The organism is Mycobacterium sp. 852002-51152_SCH6134967 (assembly GCF_001667105.1).
Lineage (GTDB): Bacteria > Actinomycetota > Actinomycetes > Mycobacteriales > Mycobacteriaceae > Mycobacterium > Mycobacterium neumannii_A.
In genome coordinates this window covers 1-16,535 of the sequence record NZ_LZIK01000070.1, presented here as the reverse complement: position 1 = coordinate 16,535, position 16,535 = coordinate 1, and the positions used below count along the sequence as shown (strand labels likewise).

The 16,535-nt window shown below is 66.7% G+C and carries 15 protein-coding genes and 2 pseudogenes; 5 read left to right on the top strand and 12 right to left on the bottom strand.

Features of this window, described 5'->3' with window-relative positions; all coding sequences use genetic code 11:
• Positions 1 to 4: 4 nt before the first annotated feature.
• The 7 genes from A5790_RS23420 to A5790_RS23390 all read right to left on the bottom strand — a co-directional run bounded on the left by A5790_RS23420 (position 5) and on the right by A5790_RS23390 (position 6,793).
• Complete coding sequence (locus A5790_RS23420; protein WP_066849940.1) at positions 5 to 913, bottom strand: hydroxymethylglutaryl-CoA lyase; 909 nt, start codon at positions 911 to 913, stop codon at positions 5 to 7.
• Positions 910 to 2,115 carry a CaiB/BaiF CoA-transferase family protein gene (locus tag A5790_RS23415; protein WP_066849937.1) on the bottom strand — a complete coding sequence of 402 codons (1,206 nt, stop codon included), beginning with the start codon at positions 2,113 to 2,115 and terminating at the stop codon, positions 910 to 912. Before A5790_RS23415 ends, A5790_RS23420 begins: the two co-directional genes overlap by 4 nt.
• Positions 2,112 to 3,341 (bottom strand): S9 family peptidase, encoded by a 1,230-nt coding sequence (locus A5790_RS23410; protein WP_066849935.1) that lies wholly within the window; start codon positions 3,339 to 3,341, stop codon positions 2,112 to 2,114. Before A5790_RS23410 ends, A5790_RS23415 begins: the two co-directional genes overlap by 4 nt.
• Entirely contained in the window at positions 3,338 to 4,444 is a 1,107-nt protein-coding gene (locus A5790_RS23405) for a homogentisate 1,2-dioxygenase (protein WP_066849931.1), read from the bottom strand. Before A5790_RS23405 ends, A5790_RS23410 begins: the two co-directional genes overlap by 4 nt.
• A gap of 88 nt (positions 4,445 to 4,532) precedes the next feature.
• The gene (locus A5790_RS23400) at positions 4,533 to 4,922 is read right to left on the bottom strand and encodes a nitroreductase/quinone reductase family protein (protein WP_064394389.1); all 390 of its coding nucleotides are present in this window, start codon (positions 4,920 to 4,922) and stop codon (positions 4,533 to 4,535) included.
• A 14-nt stretch (positions 4,923 to 4,936) separates the two neighbouring features.
• Positions 4,937 to 6,100, bottom strand: a complete 1,164-nt coding sequence (locus tag A5790_RS23395) for an acyl-CoA dehydrogenase (RefSeq protein WP_066849929.1) — start codon at positions 6,098 to 6,100, stop codon at positions 4,937 to 4,939.
• A 135-nt stretch (positions 6,101 to 6,235) separates the two neighbouring features.
• A complete protein-coding gene (locus tag A5790_RS23390) occupies positions 6,236 to 6,793 on the bottom strand; it encodes a TetR/AcrR family transcriptional regulator (protein ID WP_066849926.1) in 558 nt (185 codons plus the stop codon).
• Positions 6,794 to 7,103: 310 nt separating this feature from the next.
• Between A5790_RS23390 and A5790_RS23385 the strand changes: the two genes are divergently transcribed.
• Positions 7,104 to 8,081 carry an esterase family protein gene (locus A5790_RS23385; protein WP_066849921.1) on the top strand — a complete coding sequence of 326 codons (978 nt, stop codon included), beginning with the start codon at positions 7,104 to 7,106 and terminating at the stop codon, positions 8,079 to 8,081.
• A 64-nt stretch (positions 8,082 to 8,145) separates the two neighbouring features.
• Positions 8,146 to 8,787 (top strand): annotated as a pseudogene (locus A5790_RS23380) (zinc-binding dehydrogenase); the annotation flags it as partial.
• Between the two features lie 91 nt (positions 8,788 to 8,878).
• Here A5790_RS23380 and A5790_RS23375 read toward each other — a convergent pair.
• The 3 genes from A5790_RS23375 to hisN form a co-directional block, all read right to left on the bottom strand.
• Complete coding sequence (locus A5790_RS23375) at positions 8,879 to 10,093, bottom strand: acyl-CoA dehydrogenase family protein (protein WP_066849918.1); 1,215 nt, start codon at positions 10,091 to 10,093, stop codon at positions 8,879 to 8,881.
• Between the two features lie 22 nt (positions 10,094 to 10,115).
• Entirely contained in the window at positions 10,116 to 11,507 is a 1,392-nt protein-coding gene (locus A5790_RS23370) for an acyl-CoA dehydrogenase family protein (RefSeq protein WP_066849915.1), read from the bottom strand.
• A 96-nt stretch (positions 11,508 to 11,603) separates the two neighbouring features.
• Complete coding sequence (gene hisN, locus A5790_RS23365) at positions 11,604 to 12,398, bottom strand: histidinol-phosphatase (protein ID WP_066849912.1); 795 nt, start codon at positions 12,396 to 12,398, stop codon at positions 11,604 to 11,606.
• A gap of 23 nt (positions 12,399 to 12,421) precedes the next feature.
• Between hisN and A5790_RS23360 the strand changes: the two genes are divergently transcribed.
• On the top strand, positions 12,422 to 12,778 hold the full coding sequence (locus A5790_RS23360) for a hypothetical protein (protein ID WP_066849909.1): 357 nt from the start codon (positions 12,422 to 12,424) through the stop codon (positions 12,776 to 12,778).
• 32 nt (positions 12,779 to 12,810) lie between these two features.
• Here A5790_RS23360 and A5790_RS23355 read toward each other — a convergent pair whose 3' ends face one another.
• Positions 12,811 to 14,175 carry an FAD-dependent oxidoreductase gene (locus tag A5790_RS23355; RefSeq protein WP_066849906.1) on the bottom strand — a complete coding sequence of 455 codons (1,365 nt, stop codon included), beginning with the start codon at positions 14,173 to 14,175 and terminating at the stop codon, positions 12,811 to 12,813.
• 164 nt (positions 14,176 to 14,339) lie between these two features.
• Here A5790_RS23355 and prfB point away from each other — a divergent pair, with 164 nt between their 5' ends.
• Positions 14,340 to 15,446: a peptide chain release factor 2 gene (gene prfB / locus A5790_RS23350; protein ID WP_066849904.1), complete on the top strand. Its 1,107-nt coding sequence runs from the start codon at positions 14,340 to 14,342 to the stop codon at positions 15,444 to 15,446.
• On the opposite strand, the pseudogene A5790_RS26555 reads toward prfB, so the two are convergent.
• Positions 15,426 to 15,503: pseudogene (locus A5790_RS26555) on the bottom strand (hypothetical protein); the annotation flags it as partial. The gene prfB and the pseudogene A5790_RS26555 sit on opposite strands and share 21 nt — an antisense overlap.
• Between A5790_RS26555 and A5790_RS23345 the strand changes: the two are divergent.
• Positions 15,466 to 16,416 (top strand): mechanosensitive ion channel family protein, encoded by a 951-nt coding sequence (locus A5790_RS23345; RefSeq protein ID WP_369829815.1) that lies wholly within the window; start codon positions 15,466 to 15,468, stop codon positions 16,414 to 16,416. The pseudogene A5790_RS26555 and the gene A5790_RS23345 overlap by 38 nt on opposite strands.
• Positions 16,417 to 16,535: the final 119 nt, after the last annotated feature.

The window sequence follows — 16,535 nt, the reverse complement described above, 5'->3', positions numbered from 1 at the left end:
CTGCTCAGTTCAGGATTCGGTCGCCGGCGCGTAGCAGCGCGCTCGGAAGATCGTGTCCGACCAGGCGCTGCGCCACGCCGGCCGCCTCGATCGCGGTGTCCAGGTCCACGTCGACCCCGATCCCGCTGTCGCGCAACAGGTATACCAGGTCCTCGGTGGCGATGTTGCCGCTCGCACCGGGCGCGAACGGGCAGCCGCCCAGCCCGCCCACCGACGCGTCCAGCCGGGTGATGCCCGCCGTGACCGCCGCATAAGCACTGGCCAACCCGGCGCCGCGGGTGTTGTGGAAGTGGGCGCCCAGCGGGATCTCACCGACCAGCGGACGCAACGCCTCGATCGTCTCGGTCACCCGCCGGGGGGTGGCGGTGCCGATGGTGTCGGCGATCGCCAACCGGTCGACCTCGCTCGACAACGCGGTCGTCATCACATCGACGACGCGCTGATGGGGCGTCGGGCCGTCGAACGGGCAGTCCCACGTGGTGGCGACGATGACCTCCACGCTGGCCCCGCTGTCGTGCGCGATCGAGATGATCTCCGGAATCAACGCCGTCGCCTCTGCGGAGGTGCGGCCCACATTGGCCTGGCTGTGACCGTCGGCGGCCGAGACCACGTACTCGATCGACGACAACCCCGCCGCGATCGCGCGTTTGGCCCCGTTCGGGCTGGCCACCAGCGCGGAGAACTCGATGCCGTGTGAGTCGCGGTACTCCTGCAGATGCGTGGCGAGGTCGGCGGCGTCGGCCAGGGCGGGCACCTTCGACGGCGAGACGAACGCCGTCGCCTCCATCTCGCGGACCCCGGTGGCGGCAACGGCGGCCAACAGTTCGAGCTTGGCCGACAACGGAATCGGGTCCTCGATCTGCAGTCCGTCACGCAGCGAAACATCCCGTATCTGCACGTGTTCCTGGTTCACAGCACTCCTTCCGCCCTCAGCGCGTCGAGTTCGGCGGAGCTCCTGCCGAGCAGGCCGCAGTAGACCTCGTCGTTGTGTTGACCGGGTGCGGCGGGCCCGGCGTAGCGCACGGTCCCGGGCGTCTCCGAGAGCACCGGCACGACGCCGGGACCCAGGACGGACCGTCCGACCCGCTCGTCCCAGTGCTCGACCAACATGTCCCGGGCCCGAAGCTGCGGATCTTCGACGACTTCGGCGACGGTGTTGATCGGCCCGGCGATCACGCCTGCGGCACTGAGGGTTTCGATGATCTCATCGGGTTGGCGTTCGGCGGCCCAGCCACCGATGATCTTGTCCAGTTCGTCCTGGTTACGGCCGCGCGCAACGTGATTTTCGAACCGGTCGTCGGTGGCAAGTTCGGGACGACCCATCGCCTCACACAGCCGGCGAAAGACGGTGTCCTGGTTGGCCGCGATCACCACCCAGCCGCCGTCGGCGCTGCGGTAGATGTTCGACGGGGCGATGCCCTCCAGTCGCGTCCCCGACGGGCCGCGCACCACACCACCGACGTCGTAGTCGGGGATGGTGGATTCCTGGACCGCCAGGCACGCCTCGGTGAGCGCCGCGTCGACGACCTGGCCGTCGCCGGTCACCGAGCGGCGGTACAGCGCCGCCAACGCGCCCTGCGCGGCGAACATGCCCGCGAGGCTGTCGCCCAGCGACAGCGCCAGCCGAGGCGGCGGGCCGCCGGGAAAACCGTTCATGTGCCGCAGGCCGCTGGCCGCCTCGGCGACCGAGGCATATCCGGCCTTGTGCGCCTCGGGTCCGGTCTGCCCGTAACCGGACACGCGGACCAGGATGATGCCCCGATTGCGTTCGCGCAGCACGTCGTAGCCCAGGTTCCACTTCTCCAACGTGCCCGGCCGGAAGTTCTCGACGATGATGTCGGAGTGCTCGACGAGGTCGAGGAACAGGGCGCGGCCAGCTTCGGTCCGCAGGTTCAGCGTGACGGCTTTCTTGTTGCGCGCGTGCACGGTCCAGAAGAAGTGATGCCCGTCGAGCTCGGCCTGGCCCCATGTGCGCAGCGGATCCGGCGCGCCCGGCGGCTCGATCTTGATCACTTCGGCGCCCATGTCGCCGAGCAGGCGTCCTGCGAACGGCCCCGAGATCAGCGTGCCGACCTCGATGACGCGGATGCCGTCCAGCGGACCCGTCACGCTCACTGTGTTGAACCCCGGGTCGCTTCGCTCCAGCCCGCCGATGAGAAGCCGTGCCTGTGCAGCCAGTCGGTGACGACGCCGACGGCTTCGCGCAGCTTGTCGCGCTGGTCGGCGCCGGCGTAATAGTGGTTCGCGCCCGGAATCTCGTGCATCTCCTTGTCATGATGCCCGATCGCCTCGTACAGCCTGCGCGTGTGGCTCGGTGTGCACGCGTCGTCGGCGAGGTTGCCGATAACCAGGGTCGGCACCGCGATGTCCGGGCCGCACGCCACGGCGTCGCCGTTGGCGTCGTCGTAGCTCCACTGCGACAGCCAGCTGCGCAGTGTGCAGAACCGGGCCAGCCCGACCGGGCTGTTGTTCACCACCTGAGGGTCACCCAGGTAGCAGGTCCCGGGGGTGCGTTCGTTCGGGTCGACGGCGGGGTCGAGCCAGCGGGGGTCGGCCATCGTGCCGTGCACGACGAACGCGAACTCGTCCTCGGGCCGCCCCGCGGCCTTCAGCGCGTCCAGTTTTCCCTTGACCCACTTGGTGATTCGTCGGTTGCGGTCGATCTGCGCCTTGCGGTAGCGGTCGAGGAACTCCTGCGAGTAGGGCGGCTGGTTCGGATTGTCCGGGTTGTACAGATCCAGTTCTGGATCGCGCTTGGTGGGATCGGACTCGTCGAGGATCGACGCGTCGAGCCACTCGGTCAGGGTGCCGTGGCGGCTGATGTGGGCGGCCAGCAGCATCAACCCGTCGGCGGGTATGAGGTCGAGCTTGGTCAGATCCGGCCCGTCACCCGACGGGCTGGCGGTGATCGTGGGGTGCTGGGCCTGCTGCTGGTAGAACGCCGACAGTGAGCCACCGCCGCTCCATCCGGCCAGCACCACCTTCGAATAGCCCAAGCGGTTCTTGGCGTCCTTGATGCATTCGCCGAGGTCCTCGACGACCTTCTCCATCAGCAGCGCGGAGTCGGTGCCGCGAAATCGACTGTTGCAGTAGATGACATGGTGTCCCGCCCGTGCGAGCCCGTTCATCATCGGCAGGTACGCGCCGCCGCCGATCGGATGCATGAACACCAGCACGGTATCGGAGGGTTTGTCCTTTGGTCGCAGCAGGTGGCTTTCGAGCACCACCAATTCGGCCACCCCGCCGTACACGTCGCGCACACCCGAAGTGTTCTGGTAGGCAACGAGATAGGGGATGCGGTCGTATTCGTAGCGCACCGGCGCTTCGGTCGTCCGGGTCATGCGTGCTGGCCCAGATCATTGGCGAGCACCTCTGCCGAGGGTGTCAGCCGCCGGGTCGTGTCGACGGAGATGACGTACCAACCGACGCGGTCCTGTTCGTCGAACTTGCGTCGCGCACGCTCGCGGGCCTTCTCCGGTGCGCCGTGGTGCACACCCTGCGGGGCGTGGCTGACCAACCCGGGCGGCATCGGGATACCGAACAGGTCGCCGCCGTGGAAGAAGGAGACCTCGTCGAAGTCGACGTTGCGGTGGTACCACGGCGGACGCTCGGTGCCGGGAACGCTCTCGGCGGGCCGGGGCAGGAAGTTCATCACCGCCACACCCGTCGCCTCCATGAACAAATGCACGGTCGGCGGCAGGTGCACGCTCTCGCTGGCGATCACGTTGTAATCGGCGATGTTGAAGGTGAACGGGAAGTTGTCGCCGCGCCATCCTTCGACGTCGATCGGATTGTGTTGGTAGAACAGCGATGTCGGCCCACCCTCGTGGACGAGGCGGACTTCGTATTCTCCGTCGACCTGTGGGCCGTGGCCGTCGTCGAGCGGCTGGGGTTCGGGCACCGTCGTCTGTGACGGGTCGAACGGGAAGTGCCTGCCGAGCGGCCCGGGCGGTGGGACGCGGAACTCGGCGGTGGCCTCGATCATCAGCAACGTCGTTTCCTCGTCGGGAACCTGGCGCCACGTCGTCGCCTTCGGCACGTAGACCCAGTCGCCCTCTCGGTAGCGCAGCGGTCCGAACTCCGTCTCGAGCCGACCAGAACCCCGGTGCACGAACGACAACAGGTCCCCGTCGACGTGCCGCACGTAGAACGGCATCTCCTCGCTGCGCCGGCTCAACGAGATGCGGCAGTCGGGGTTGCTGAACAACAGCAGCGGCGTGCCCGCGGCGTCGGTGGCGTCGCTGGGCTTGAGCTCGCTGGTCATCACATCGACCGGACGCAGCGGTCCCGACGCCCGGTATGCGGTGGGGTCGTGGCGGCGGTAGATGTTGGCGGTGCGGCCGACGAATCCGCCACGGCCGAGTTCGTCGTCCTTGAGGCCGTCGAGGTCGGCGTGCAAGCGCTTGGGAGTGCGGCCTTTGCGCAGGTGGACAAACGATTCCATGATTGGCTCCATCGACGATGACGGCGGGGCGCGGGGGACACCCGCGACCAAGAACTAAAACTGACTTTAGTTTTACTTACGCCGCCAGTCAATCCTCGAGATCGACGCGGATGGTGAGCAGGTTGGTGCCGAAGGTCCGCACGCCGAAGCTGTTGAACTGCGGCAGCGAGCGCAACCGCTCACGCGCGTCATCGTCGGCCACGATGTGTGCGGTTCCCTTGTGCCACTTGCCGTTCAAGCGAACCCGCACGGCGGGATCGGCCTGAATGTTCTTGACGTATTGCGACTTCTCGCCAAACTCGGAGACGAACCAGAACTCATTGCCCACCCGCCGCCCACCCAGCGGAGTGCGACGAGGTTGGCCGCTCTTGCGACCCGTCGTCTCCAGCAACGTCTGGAACGGCAGGAGCCGCATCATCGGGTTCATGACGTTCTTCTGGAACATCTTGGTGACTTGGTCGCGCAAGTCCTCGGCCATGGGTTCCCCTCCGATCACACCATCGCGGTTCGTGACACTTTCATTCCCAATCTCAGGGCTCCTGCGAGCTCTCGGCTCGTGTCGTAGTCGAAGACCACGTGCCCGGCCACCACGTCGACGTCGCGCTTGATCCGTTGCAGCGGGTTGTCGACGAAATGCGCGCTGGCACCCGACGCCTCGAGCAACAGCCCGATCACGTGTCGCGACTCGTGGACGATGTGCGCCGCGGCCATCCGGGCCGCCCCGCGCACCGGTCTCGGTACCGGATCGCCGGTCGCGACGATGGCCTCGATCTCTGCGATGGTGTCGGCCAGAAGGCCGCGCAGCGCCCGCAGACGCACCTCGGCCTCTCCGAGGCGGGCCTGCGCGATCGGCTTGTCCTTCTGCATGACGCCCTCATACGCGAGCGCCCGTTCCGACAACCGCTCGGCGTAGATGTCGGCGACACGTTCGGCGCCGCCCAGCGCCGGCATCGCCGCCAACAGCGCCAAGGCGGGCACCATCGGCCAGCGGTAGGTGTCGGCATCGTGCAGCGCCGCGCCGGGCGCGGTACCGGTGTAGATGTCGACGACGCGGACCAATCGGTGTTCCGGGACGAACGCGTCGCTGATCACGACGTCGTTGGAGCCGGTGGCGCGCATGCCGTCGGTGTGCCACACGTCCTCGATCGCGACGTCTTCGATGGGCAGCAGCGCGAGCGCCGGGAAGATCGCGTCGTCGGGGCCACACAGCGCACCGACCATGATCCAGTTGCCGTGCATCACGCCAGTGGCCCACGACCAGCGGCCGCTCAGTCGGATCCCGCCGTCGGTGGGCAGCCCTCGACCGGTCGGCGCCAGGGGAGCTGGGGCGAGAAACGGTCGGTCCGCGAAGGCCTCTTCCTGGGCCCGCTCGTCGAACAACGCCAAAATCCAGTTGTGCAGGACATAGAAGCCGATGGTCCACGCGCTCGACGCGCAGCCGTGTGCCATTCGTCGGACCGGATCGAGGATCGCCGGCAGCGGCGCCTGCATGCCCCCGTATCGCGCGGGCACCAGCAGGTCGGTGAGCCCCGATGCGGTCAGTTCATCGACCGTCGCGACCGGCAACTGGCGCAGCCGCTCGGCCTCCGGTGCCCGCTCGGCGAGCCGACCGACGAACCCGGCGTCGACAAGGGGGAGAGCCGGAGCGGCCGTCATGGTCGAACGCTACCATACTTTTTTGTATGGAGCGCAGGCCCCGCCCTCGACCGGCCGAGCGGGCATGTCTGCACCCGACACGCCGCCGAATACCGACGTCATGCGCACGCTCGTCGCGCACTGAGCGTGCGCGAACTACCGCGTGAGCATGATGTCGAGGAACCGTTCCCGCCGCGCCGCAGCCTTGCTGCTGGCTCTCGCGCCGGACAGATGCAAGAAACCGATCCCCGCCGCGAAGGTGGCGTTCGCGCGCAGATCGGCCTCATCGGGGTCGAAGCCGTCGTCGACGAACGCCTCGCGCACCGCCTCGAGGATCCGCCGATCCGACGCCCGCACCCCCGCGGCGACCTCTTCGTCGGTTCGCGCCCACTCCCGCATCGCCCGTTCCAGCGTCCGATGCCGGGCATCCACCAGCGCACTCATCATTTGCGAGAGCCGCTCGCGCGGCGGCAGGTCGCTCAGCGCCGCGAAATGGCGCCGGTCGTCGTCGCGCACCTCGCCCCACGCCCGAACCAGCGTGGATCGATAGCCGGCCATATCGGGGAAGTGCCAGTAAAAGCTGCCCTTGGTGGCGCCGACACGCTCGCACAGCGCATCCAGCTTGAGCGCCTTGATGCCCTGCTCGGCGAGAATCTCGTATCCGGCCTGAATCCAGTCGTCGACCGACAGTCGCGGCGTGCGGGCCGGTGCCATGACCGCAGCCTACGGGTGCCGCGATCGGCCCATCGATGCCCGGTCGTAGCCATTTCCGACCGTCGTATCAGTGGTAATTTGCTCGCAAAATCCGGCGCGCCACACGGCCCTGGGTTTCTCCTGCGCTGATCATCATGTTTTACTGCACACGCGACAACTGAAATTTTCTCGGTCCGCTCGACGGCCCCGGGCTCAGTCGAGCGGGCATGACAACGCAGTGCACACATTGCTGCGGTGTCGATGGCGATCGCTCGATCGCAGACGGAACGGCCTCCAAAGTGGCAAACCGGAAGATGGATGGACTTGCAGTATGAGCTTGATTGACAAGATTCGCGGCCCATGGGCGCGTCGCTTCGCGGTGGCGGCCATCGCGGCGGCCCTGCTACCGGGATTCGTGAGCCTGGCCGGCCAGTCAGCCACCGCTGGGGCGTTCTCCCGGCCCGGCCTGCCGGTCGAGTACCTGATGGTGCCGTCCCCGTCGATGGGACGCGACATCAAGGTGCAGTTCCAGAAGGGCACCGGCTCCAAGGCGGTGTACCTTCTCGACGGACTGCGTGCTCGCGACGACTACAACGGCTGGGACCTGGAGACCCAGGCGTTCGAGTGGTTCTACGAGACGCCGCTGTCGCTGGTCCTGCCGGTCGGCGGCCAGTCGAGCTTCTACTCCGACTGGTATGCGCCGGCGTGCGGTAAGGCCGGCTGCCAGACCTACAAATGGGAGACGTTCCTGACCAGCGAGCTGCCGCAGTGGCTGTCCGCCAACAGGGGCGTGTCGACGACGGGCAACGCCGCCGTCGGCCTGTCGATGTCCGGCAACTCCGCGATGATCCTCTCGGTCTATCACCCCGACCAGTTCGTTTATGCCGGGGCACTGTCGGCGTTCCTCAACCCGTCCGAGGGCCAGTGGCCGTTCCTGATCAACATGGCCATGGGCGACGCGGGCGGTTTCGACGCCAACGACATGTGGGGCCGCACCGAGGACCCGAACAGCGCGTGGAAGCGCAACGACCCGATGGTTCAGATCCCGGCACTGGTGGCCAATGGCACCAGACTCTGGGTCTACTGCGGTAACGGCACGCCCAACGAGCTCGGTGGCGCGAACCTGCCCGCCGAGTTCCTCGAGGGCCTGACCATCCGCACGAACATCACGTTCCGTGACAACTACATCGCCGCGGGCGGCAACAACGGTGTGTTCAACTTCCCGCCCTACGGCACGCACAGCTGGGAGTACTGGGGTGCTCAGTTGCAGGAGATGAAGCCTGACCTGATCTCGCATCTCGGTTCGTAAGACACGTCAGGAGTCCCCGGACGCGGCACGCGTCCGGGGACTCTTGCGTTCCCCGGCTTGCGCGTTGACGACGGCGGAGGCCGCCGCGATCGGCACAGCCGGCTTCACCGCGGCCATGAGCGTCAACGCAATTCGCGACCATGGCGTGCGACCGCAGGACGGGCCCGTACTGGTCACCGGTGCGACCGGAGGCGTCGGCAGCATCAGTGTCGACCTGCTGGCCGGTCTGGGCTACGAAGTGATCGCATCCACCGGGAAGGCCGAGGCGCACGACTATCTCATGGGCCTGGGCGCCTACCAGGTGATCGGACGCCTACCCGAGGAAGGGGAGAAGGTCCGCCCGCTGGGTAAGTCGAAATGGACCGGCGTCGTCGACAGCGTCGGGGGCGACACCCTCGCATACGCGCTGAGCACCCTCAATTACGCGGGTGTCGCGGCGATCTCGGGGTTGGCTAGGTCGGCCGACCTTCCCACAACCGTGATGCCGTTCATCCTGCGCGGCGTCACCTTGGCGGGCATCGACTCCGTACAGCTCGCGATCGGGCCGCGTCGTGAGATCTGGAAGCAGATCGAGGGCGAGCTCAAGCCGAAGCATCTCACCGACATCACCAGGGACGTCCCGGTGTTCGAGGCGCCGCACACCTTGCGCACGATCATCGGCGGCGTCACCGGCCGCACCCGTGTGGTCGTGCACGACGGGTTCTAGAGAGTTCTAGGCCGGTCATGCGCCAATTATGAAATCAGCCACGCTTTTTCGGGATTTCCGTCGCCAGATTCACAAACGGTGGGCCAGCCGCCTACTTGAGCTCGGCCGACGACAAGCCGAGCAGTCGGCGCGCCACCACCAACAGCTGAATCTGCTGGGTGCCCTCGAAGATGTCGAGGATCTTGCTGTCGCGGGCCCACTTCTCCAGCAGGGTGACCTCCGAGTACCCGACCGTGCCGGCCAGTTCGACCGCCTTCAGCGTGACGTCGCTGGCCACCCGGCCGGCCTTCGCCTTGCCCATCGACGCTTCCTTCGAGTTCGGAATGTCGTTGTCGGCCTGCCACGCCGAGCGCACCATCAGCAGATACGCGGCCTCCCAATCGGATTCCATGCGCAGGAACTCCGCGGCGGGTGCGCTCTGTGCGTGCGACGGCTTGTCGTAGGAGATCTCGATGCCGGCCTCGGTGAGGATCTTGCGCAGCTCCTCGAGGGCGGCGCGGGCAATGCCGACGGCCATCGCGGCGACCACGGGCCGAGTGTTGTCGAAGGTCTCCATGACCCCGGCAAAACCCTTCTCCACGTGGATCTCCGGGCTACCCAACAGGTTGTCCTTGGGGATCCGGGCATTGTCGAATCGGATCACCGCGGTGTCGGAGGCCTTGATGCCGAGCTTGTCCTCGAGTCGTTCGACCGTCACCCCGGGATGTTCTCGCGGAACGATGAACGACTTGATCGCCGCACGGCCCAGCGACTTGTCCAGCGTCGCCCACACCACGATGTGGGTGGCGCGGGACCCGGCCGTGACAAAGATCTTCTCGCCGTTGATCACGTACTCGTCGCCGTCCAGCCTCGCCGTCGTCGACACCGCCGCTGAATCGGAGCCGAAGTCCGGTTCGGTGATCGCCATCGCGGCCCACACGTCCTTGCCCAGCCGCTCGAGCTGTTCGGGCGTGGCCACGCTGGAGATCGCCGCGTTACCGAGCCCCTGGCGCGGCACCGACAGCATCAAAGCCACGTCGCCCCAACTGATCTCCATCACGTTGAGTACGGCCGACATGTTCGCGCCGTTGTGGTTGGCGTCCCTGGGCTCGTCACCGCCCGCGAACGCCTCGGCGCCTGCGAACGCGAACGCCTTGGCGTCCTGGATGCCCTCGAACAGGGTGGCCAGGGTGTCCAGCTCCACCGGATACTCGTGCTCGCGCAGATCCCACTTGCGAGAGATCGGGCGCAGCATCTCCGCGGCCCCCTGATGGGCCTTCTCGATGACCGCCTCGAGCTTGCGCGGCAGCTCCAAGTTGATTGCCATGATTCGACTTCCGCTCGTGAGACTAGATAACTACGACACCCTCGGCGACGCCGATAGCGCGCAGATCGCGATACCACCGCTCGACGGGATGTTCCTTGGTGTAGCCGTGGCCGCCGAGCAGCTGCACACCGTCCAGGCCGATCTGCATGCCCTTGTCGGTGCCCAGCCGTTTGGCCAGCGCGGCCTCGCGGGCGAACGGCAGACCCTGATCGGCTCGCGACGCGCCGCGCCACGTGATCAAGCGCAGACCGTCGAACTCGATCGCCATGTTGGCGCACATGAACGCGACCGCCTGACGGTGCGCGATCGGTTCACCGAAGGCCTTCCGTTCCTTGACATATGGGACGACGTAGTCGAGCACCGCGTGAGCGGTGCCTACGGCGAGTGCCGCCCAGCCGAGCCGCGACAGCGCGAGCGCCTCCGAGTAGTCCTCATCCGTTGCGCCGTCCTCGCCGAGGCGGGCCGACAGCGGCACCGTGACCCCGTCGAGCGCGACCTGGCCGGTCGCCGCTCCGCGGATACCCATACCCGGGTCGGGCGTGATGCTCAGACCCTTCGACGACGACTCGACGATGAATAGCGCGGGCTTGCCGTTGAGTTGCGCTCCGACGATGAACAGTTCGGCATTGGCGGCGGCCGGCACAAGCGACTTGACCCCGTCGAGGCGGTACCCGCTCGGGGTGCGGACCGCGGTAGTCTTCAACGCGGTGGGATCGAACAGCGCTCGCGGTTCGGCGATCGCCACGCAGGACTGCGGAACGTTCTCGCCCGCAAACTCTTTCAGATAGGTGGCCTGCTGATCGGCGCTGCCCCAGTGCGTGAGCGCCGACGCGACACCCGCGGGGGCCAGGATGGGCAACGCGAGGCCCATGTCGCCGTATGCCAGTGCCTCGGCGACCAACACGTTGGTGACGGCTGCGCGGTGCGCGGCGATGCCCTCGAAGTCCTCGGGCACGTTGATCGCGGTGATGCCGAGTTCGGATGCCTTCGCCACGAGGTCGACGGGGTAGTCGGCTGACTCGTCGGCCTCGCGCGCCGCGGGACGGATGACCTCCTCGGCGAACTCGCTGACCGTCTCGACGATCATCTGCTGTTCGTCGTCGGGGGTGAGGTCGAAGTAATCCGAACCGCTCTTCTTCAGCCGCGTCGGTCCGCTCTGGTTACCCGACACTCGCTTGAACTGCCTGCTGGCCGCGCCCGCGAACGAGAACACCTGCTTGACGCCGTACTTCAATCCACGGTTGAGCGGATCGCGCAGGTTGTGGCGGTCCAGGAACTCCTGGCCGACCAGGGGAGTGACCAGCGCCAGACCGAGATCGGTCGCCGACCGCTTGTGCTTCTTCAGGCCGACTGCGCTTTCTTTGTCGCTTCGCTTCGACTTGGATCCGTTTTTCGACGGCAGGGCTTTACTCATTTCGACTGCCTCGCTTCGATTTGTGACGTCCGAACTCGTCGAACTGACTCCAGAGTAAGGTATCGGAACTGACTCATCGGTAAGTTGTTGTCGAACTCACAGCTCAGGTGCCGACAAGCTGCGCAGCACGGCGTCGTGCAGCAGCCCGTTGGTCGCGACCGCGCTGCCGCCGTGCGGACCGGACTCACCTGTGAGATTGGTGAAGCGGCCGCCGGCCTCGCGCACCAGGACGTCGAGCGGCGCCAGGTCCCACGTCGAGACTTCGGGCTCCATCGCGATGTCGACGGCGCCCTCGGCGACCAGGCAGTAGTTGTAGAAGTCGCCGTAGCCGCGCACTCGCCACACCGCGTCGGTCAGCGCGACGAACCGGTCGCGGATGCCGCGGTCGGCCCACCCGGAGAGGCTGGAGAACGCCAAACTCGCCGAGCCGAGGTCCTGAACCTTCGAGACGCTCAGCCGTCGCTGCGGCTGCCCGGACACCTGCGCGTACGCACCCCGCCCGGACACCGCCCACCACCGTCGGTGCAGCGCGGGTGCACTCACCACGCCGAGCACGGGTACGCCGTCGCGAAGCAACGCGATCAGCGTCGCCCACACCGGTACCCCGCGGACAAAGTTCTTGGTGCCGTCGATCGGGTCGACGACCCACTGCCTGCCCACGAACTCCTTCGTGCCGCCGAACTCCTCGCCGAACACCGAATCGGCCGGGCGCTGCTCGCCGAGTCGCTCCCGGATCATCGATTCGACTTCGAGGTCGGCATCGGTGGCCGGCGTCAGGTCGGGTTTGGTCTCGACGACGAGGTCGACCGCGCCGAAGCGGGCCGTGGTCCGAGCATCGGCTTCATCGGCCAGAGCGAGCGCCAATGCCAGATCGTCCGCGTCGGGATCCATGCCTGTCGTCCTACCATGTCGGGATGTGGGAATTCGCGGTGATACTGCTGATCGTCGGTGCGCTGGTGCTGCTGGCCCGACCGATGCTGATGCGCCGTCGCGGCACACCGACTGACTGGCCCTCGGGTCAACTGCTGGTCACCGGCGTCAGCCCGCGACCAGCCGAGGTCACTGGGCCGCAGTACGTCACGATCACCGGCGTCATCAACGGGCCCACGGTCAACGAGCATGTCGTCTACCAACGGCTCGAGGTCGACGTCGACGACTGGCCGACGATGGGCCAACTGTTTCCCGTCGTCTACTCGCCGAAGAACCCGGACAACTGGCGATTCGCGCCGCAAGCCCCGCCACCCGAGGCGCCGCCACCGCCCTATTCCTGAGGCTTCAAGCGTGGTGCACGACGAGCCGATGCTCAGCCGTGCCCGATCCTCAACATCGCGGCCACGGTTGTCAGCTTTACGCGCGGACGCCCGTGCGGTTCGCCTGCTGACCGCTCGTACTCGTCGATCAGCCGCCAGTGGTCATCGGTGATCACCTTCGGCTGCCGTTCGACCAACCATTCGGCCAGCCGCCGCGAATGGTCCTCGGCGAAGTCGGCGAGTTGTGCGGCCGACAGGTCGGTGATCAGCGTGTCGACGGTCTCCTGCGAATCGCTCTTGTTGCTGCCGATGACACCCGTCGGCCCGCGCTTGATCCAGCCGACCACGTACTCGTTGCGGCTGCCTTCGACGCGCCCGTGGGTGTGCGGGATCGTGCCGCTGCGCTCGTCGAACGGCAGGCCGGGCGTCGGAACCCCGCGATAGCCGACCGCGCGCACCACGAGCTGGGCCGGCACCTCCTCGCGTTCACCGGTGTCCTTGGCCACGATGCGGCCGTTCTCCTCGACCAGCTCGTTGCGGCCGAGCACGATCGATTCGACGCGACCGTCTCCCTTGATCTCGATTGGGGAGGTGCGGAAACGGAAAACGATGCGCCGCTTGGCGTTCTTCGGTGTCTGTTCCCCATAGCCGCGCAGCACCTTGATGTTGTTGCGTACGGTCTTACCCGCCGCTTCGAGGTCGTCGTCGGTGATGTCGGCGAAGTCGGCGGGATCGATGATGACGTCGACGTCGCCGAGCCCCTCGAGGTGCCCGAGTTCGCGCAGCTCCAACGTGGTGAACGGCGCCTGCAACGGCCCCCGTCTCCCGATGACGAGGACCTCCTCCACCCCGCGGTCGTGCAGTGACTTCAACGCGTGGTCGGCGATGTCCGTCGCGGCCAGCACGTCGGGATCGGTGACGAGAATCCGCGCCACGTCCAAGGCGACGTTGCCGTTGCCGATCACCACGGCGCGACCGCTGGAGATGTCGGGTGCGATCTCCTCGAAATGCGGGTGGGCGTTGTACCAGCCGACGAAATCGACGGCGGCGACGCTGCCGGGCAGGTCCTCACCGGGAATCCCCAGCGCCCGGTCGGATTGGGCGCCGACGGCGTAGATCACCGCGTCGTACTGTTCGGCCAACTCGGCGGGGTGCACGTGCTCGCCGACCGCGACGTTGCCGAAGAAGCGGAATCGCGGATCCAACGCAGTCTTTTCGAACTGGGCGCTGATCGACTTGATCTTCGGATGGTCGGGTGCCACACCCGAGCGCACCAGCCCCCACGGGGTCGGCAACATCTCGAGCATGTCGACGCGCACGTCGGCGTCGTCCTGGGAATCGGCGAACTTGAGTAACGACGCCGCGGCAAAGTAACCCGAAGGCCCTGAGCCGACGATCGCCACGTGGTAGGGGCGCATGGACACCTTTTGTCGAAGCTTCCTTCTCGCTGCCCGGCCTCGCTGCAAGGGGCTGTCGCGTCGGGGCCGGCTGGTTACGCATCCGATGCTAGAACGCGGACGGGCCTCGTTGCCGCCAGTCGCGAGAACCGGCGCGTGTCGGCTCACAGGTAACCTGAACTCCCGTGGATCCTGACCGTCAAGCCGACCTCGCTGCCCTCGACTCCACCCTGACCACGGTGGAGCGGGTGCTCGACGTCGAAGGCCTCCGCGGTCGCATCGAGAAGCTCGAGCACGAGGCCTCCGACCCGAACCTGTGGGACGACCAGACGCGCGCTCAGAAGGTCACCAGTGAGCTGTCGCACACCCAGGGGGAGCTGCGGCGCGTCGAGGAACTCCGGCAGCGCCTCGACGACCTGCCGGTGATGTACGAGCTGGCCGCCGAAGACGGCAGCGAGGAGGAACTCGCAGAGGCCGACGCCGAGCGGGCCAAGCTGCGCGAGGACATCGAGGCGATGGAGGTGCGCACCCTGCTGTCCGGCGAGTACGACGAGCGCGAGGCCGTCGTCACGATCCGCTCGGGCGCCGGCGGGGTGGACGCCGCAGACTGGGCCGAGATGCTGATGCGCATGTACATCCGCTGGGCCGAACAGCACGACTATCCCGTGGAAGTCTTTGACATCTCCTACGCCGAAGAGGCGGGCATCAAGAGCGCGACGTTCGCGGTGCACGCACCGTTCGCCTACGGCACCCTGTCGGTCGAGCAGGGCACCCATCGCCTCGTGCGCATCAGCCCGTTCGACAACCAGAGCCGCAGGCAGACGTCGTTCGCCGACGTCGAAGTGCTGCCGGTGGTGGAGACGACCGACCACATCGACATCCCGGAAAGCGATGTGCGCGTTGATGTCTACCGCTCCAGCGGCCCCGGTGGCCAGTCGGTCAACACCACCGACTCGGCGGTCCGGCTGACCCACATCCCGACAGGCATCGTGGTGACCTGTCAAAACGAGAAGTCGCAGTTGCAGAACAAGGTTTCGGCGATGCGGGTCTTGCAGGCAAAGTTGTTGGAACGCAAGCGCTTAGAAGAGCGCGCCGAGATGGATGCCCTCAAGGGCGACGGTGGCAGCTCGTGGGGCAACCAGATGCGGTCCTACGTGCTGCACCCCTACCAGATGGTCAAGGATCTGCGCACCGAGTACGAGGTCGGCAACCCCGCCGCGGTGCTCGACGGCGACCTCGACGGGTTCCTCGAGGCGGGCATTCGTTGGCGCAAGAGTCAAGACGATGGATAACAGTCTGATCGCACTGTCCCTGGGGGAGCGCTGGGAAGGCTTCTGGAAGGGCAACATCGGCAACTGGATTCTCGACCGCGGTGTGACGATCGCACTGCTGTTGATCGGCGGACTGCTCGCAGCGCGGTTCATCAACTGGGCGGCACAGCGGATCGTGAGCCGCATCGACGCCGAATACCTGGAAAGCGATCAGCTGGTGCGTTCGGAGAGCGCCAAGCACCGGCAGGCCGTCGCTTCGGTGATCTCGTGGGTCACGGTCGCCTTGTTGTTCATCATCGTGGCAGTGCAGATCACCGACACGCTCGCGATCCCGATCGGGTCGCTGGTCGCGCCCGCCGCGGTGCTGGGCGCCGCGCTGGGCTTCGGTGCGCAGAAAGTGGTCCAGGACCTGCTGGCCGGTTTCTTCATCATCACCGAAAAGCAGTACGGCTTCGGCGATCTGGTGCAGCTCAGCATGGTCGGTGCACCCGAGGAGTCGCTCGGAACGGTCGAAGAGGTGACGTTGCGGGTCACCAAACTGCGCACCGCCGAAGGTGAGATGTACACCATCCCCAACGGCAACATCGTTCGATCGCTCAACCTGTCGAAGGACTGGGCGCGCGCGGTCATCGACATTCCGGTGCCGACGGGATCCGACCTCAACGAGGTCAACGAGCTCCTGCACACTGTCGCGCGCAAAGCAACAGACGATCCGCAACTCAGCGCACTCATGCTCGACGCGCCCCAGCTGATGGGTGTCGAGAGCATCGGGCTCGAGACGGTGAACCTGCGGATGGTCGCGCGCACACTTCCCGGTAAGCAGTTCGAAGTCGGCAGGCGTATTCGCGTGTTGGTGGTCGCCGAGCTACGCCGCGCCGGGATCGTGTCGCCGACCGACAGTGTGACACCGACGGTGGGCGCCATCGTCCACCCGGCGACAGACGGCGGCGCCGGCAATGAGACGCAGGGCTCCGCGGAGCAGAAGAAGTGAGGAACTGGCTGAGCGCCCGTTTCGGCCGGATGCGGGTGTCGACGGTCGTGCTCATCGCGGCGTTCGTGGCGCTGTTCTGGGTGAACCAGACGTTCGAGCCCAAGCCGCCCGAACCGCCC

Bases quoted from the DNA above. Each gene is read 5' to 3' on its own strand.
- A5790_RS23410 (WP_066849935.1), bottom strand. From the start codon at position 3,341: ATGACCCGGACGACCGAAGCGCCGGTGCGCTACGAATACGACCGCATC.
- A5790_RS23405 (WP_066849931.1), bottom strand. From the start codon at position 4,444: ATGGAATCGTTTGTCCACCTGCGCAAAGGCCGCACTCCCAAGCGCTTG.
- A5790_RS23400 (WP_064394389.1), bottom strand. From the start codon at position 4,922: ATGGCCGAGGACTTGCGCGACCAAGTCACCAAGATGTTCCAGAAGAAC.
- A5790_RS23395 (WP_066849929.1), bottom strand. From the start codon at position 6,100: ATGACGGCCGCTCCGGCTCTCCCCCTTGTCGACGCCGGGTTCGTCGGT.
- A5790_RS23390 (WP_066849926.1), bottom strand. From the start codon at position 6,793: ATGGCACCGGCCCGCACGCCGCGACTGTCGGTCGACGACTGGATTCAG.
- A5790_RS23385 (WP_066849921.1), top strand. From the start codon at position 7,104: ATGAGCTTGATTGACAAGATTCGCGGCCCATGGGCGCGTCGCTTCGCG.
- A5790_RS23375 (WP_066849918.1), bottom strand. From the start codon at position 10,093: ATGGCAATCAACTTGGAGCTGCCGCGCAAGCTCGAGGCGGTCATCGAG.
- A5790_RS23370 (WP_066849915.1), bottom strand. From the start codon at position 11,507: ATGAGTAAAGCCCTGCCGTCGAAAAACGGATCCAAGTCGAAGCGAAGC.
- hisN (WP_066849912.1), bottom strand. From the start codon at position 12,398: ATGGATCCCGACGCGGACGATCTGGCATTGGCGCTCGCTCTGGCCGAT.
- A5790_RS23360 (WP_066849909.1), top strand. From the start codon at position 12,422: ATGTGGGAATTCGCGGTGATACTGCTGATCGTCGGTGCGCTGGTGCTG.
- A5790_RS23355 (WP_066849906.1), bottom strand. From the start codon at position 14,175: ATGCGCCCCTACCACGTGGCGATCGTCGGCTCAGGGCCTTCGGGTTAC.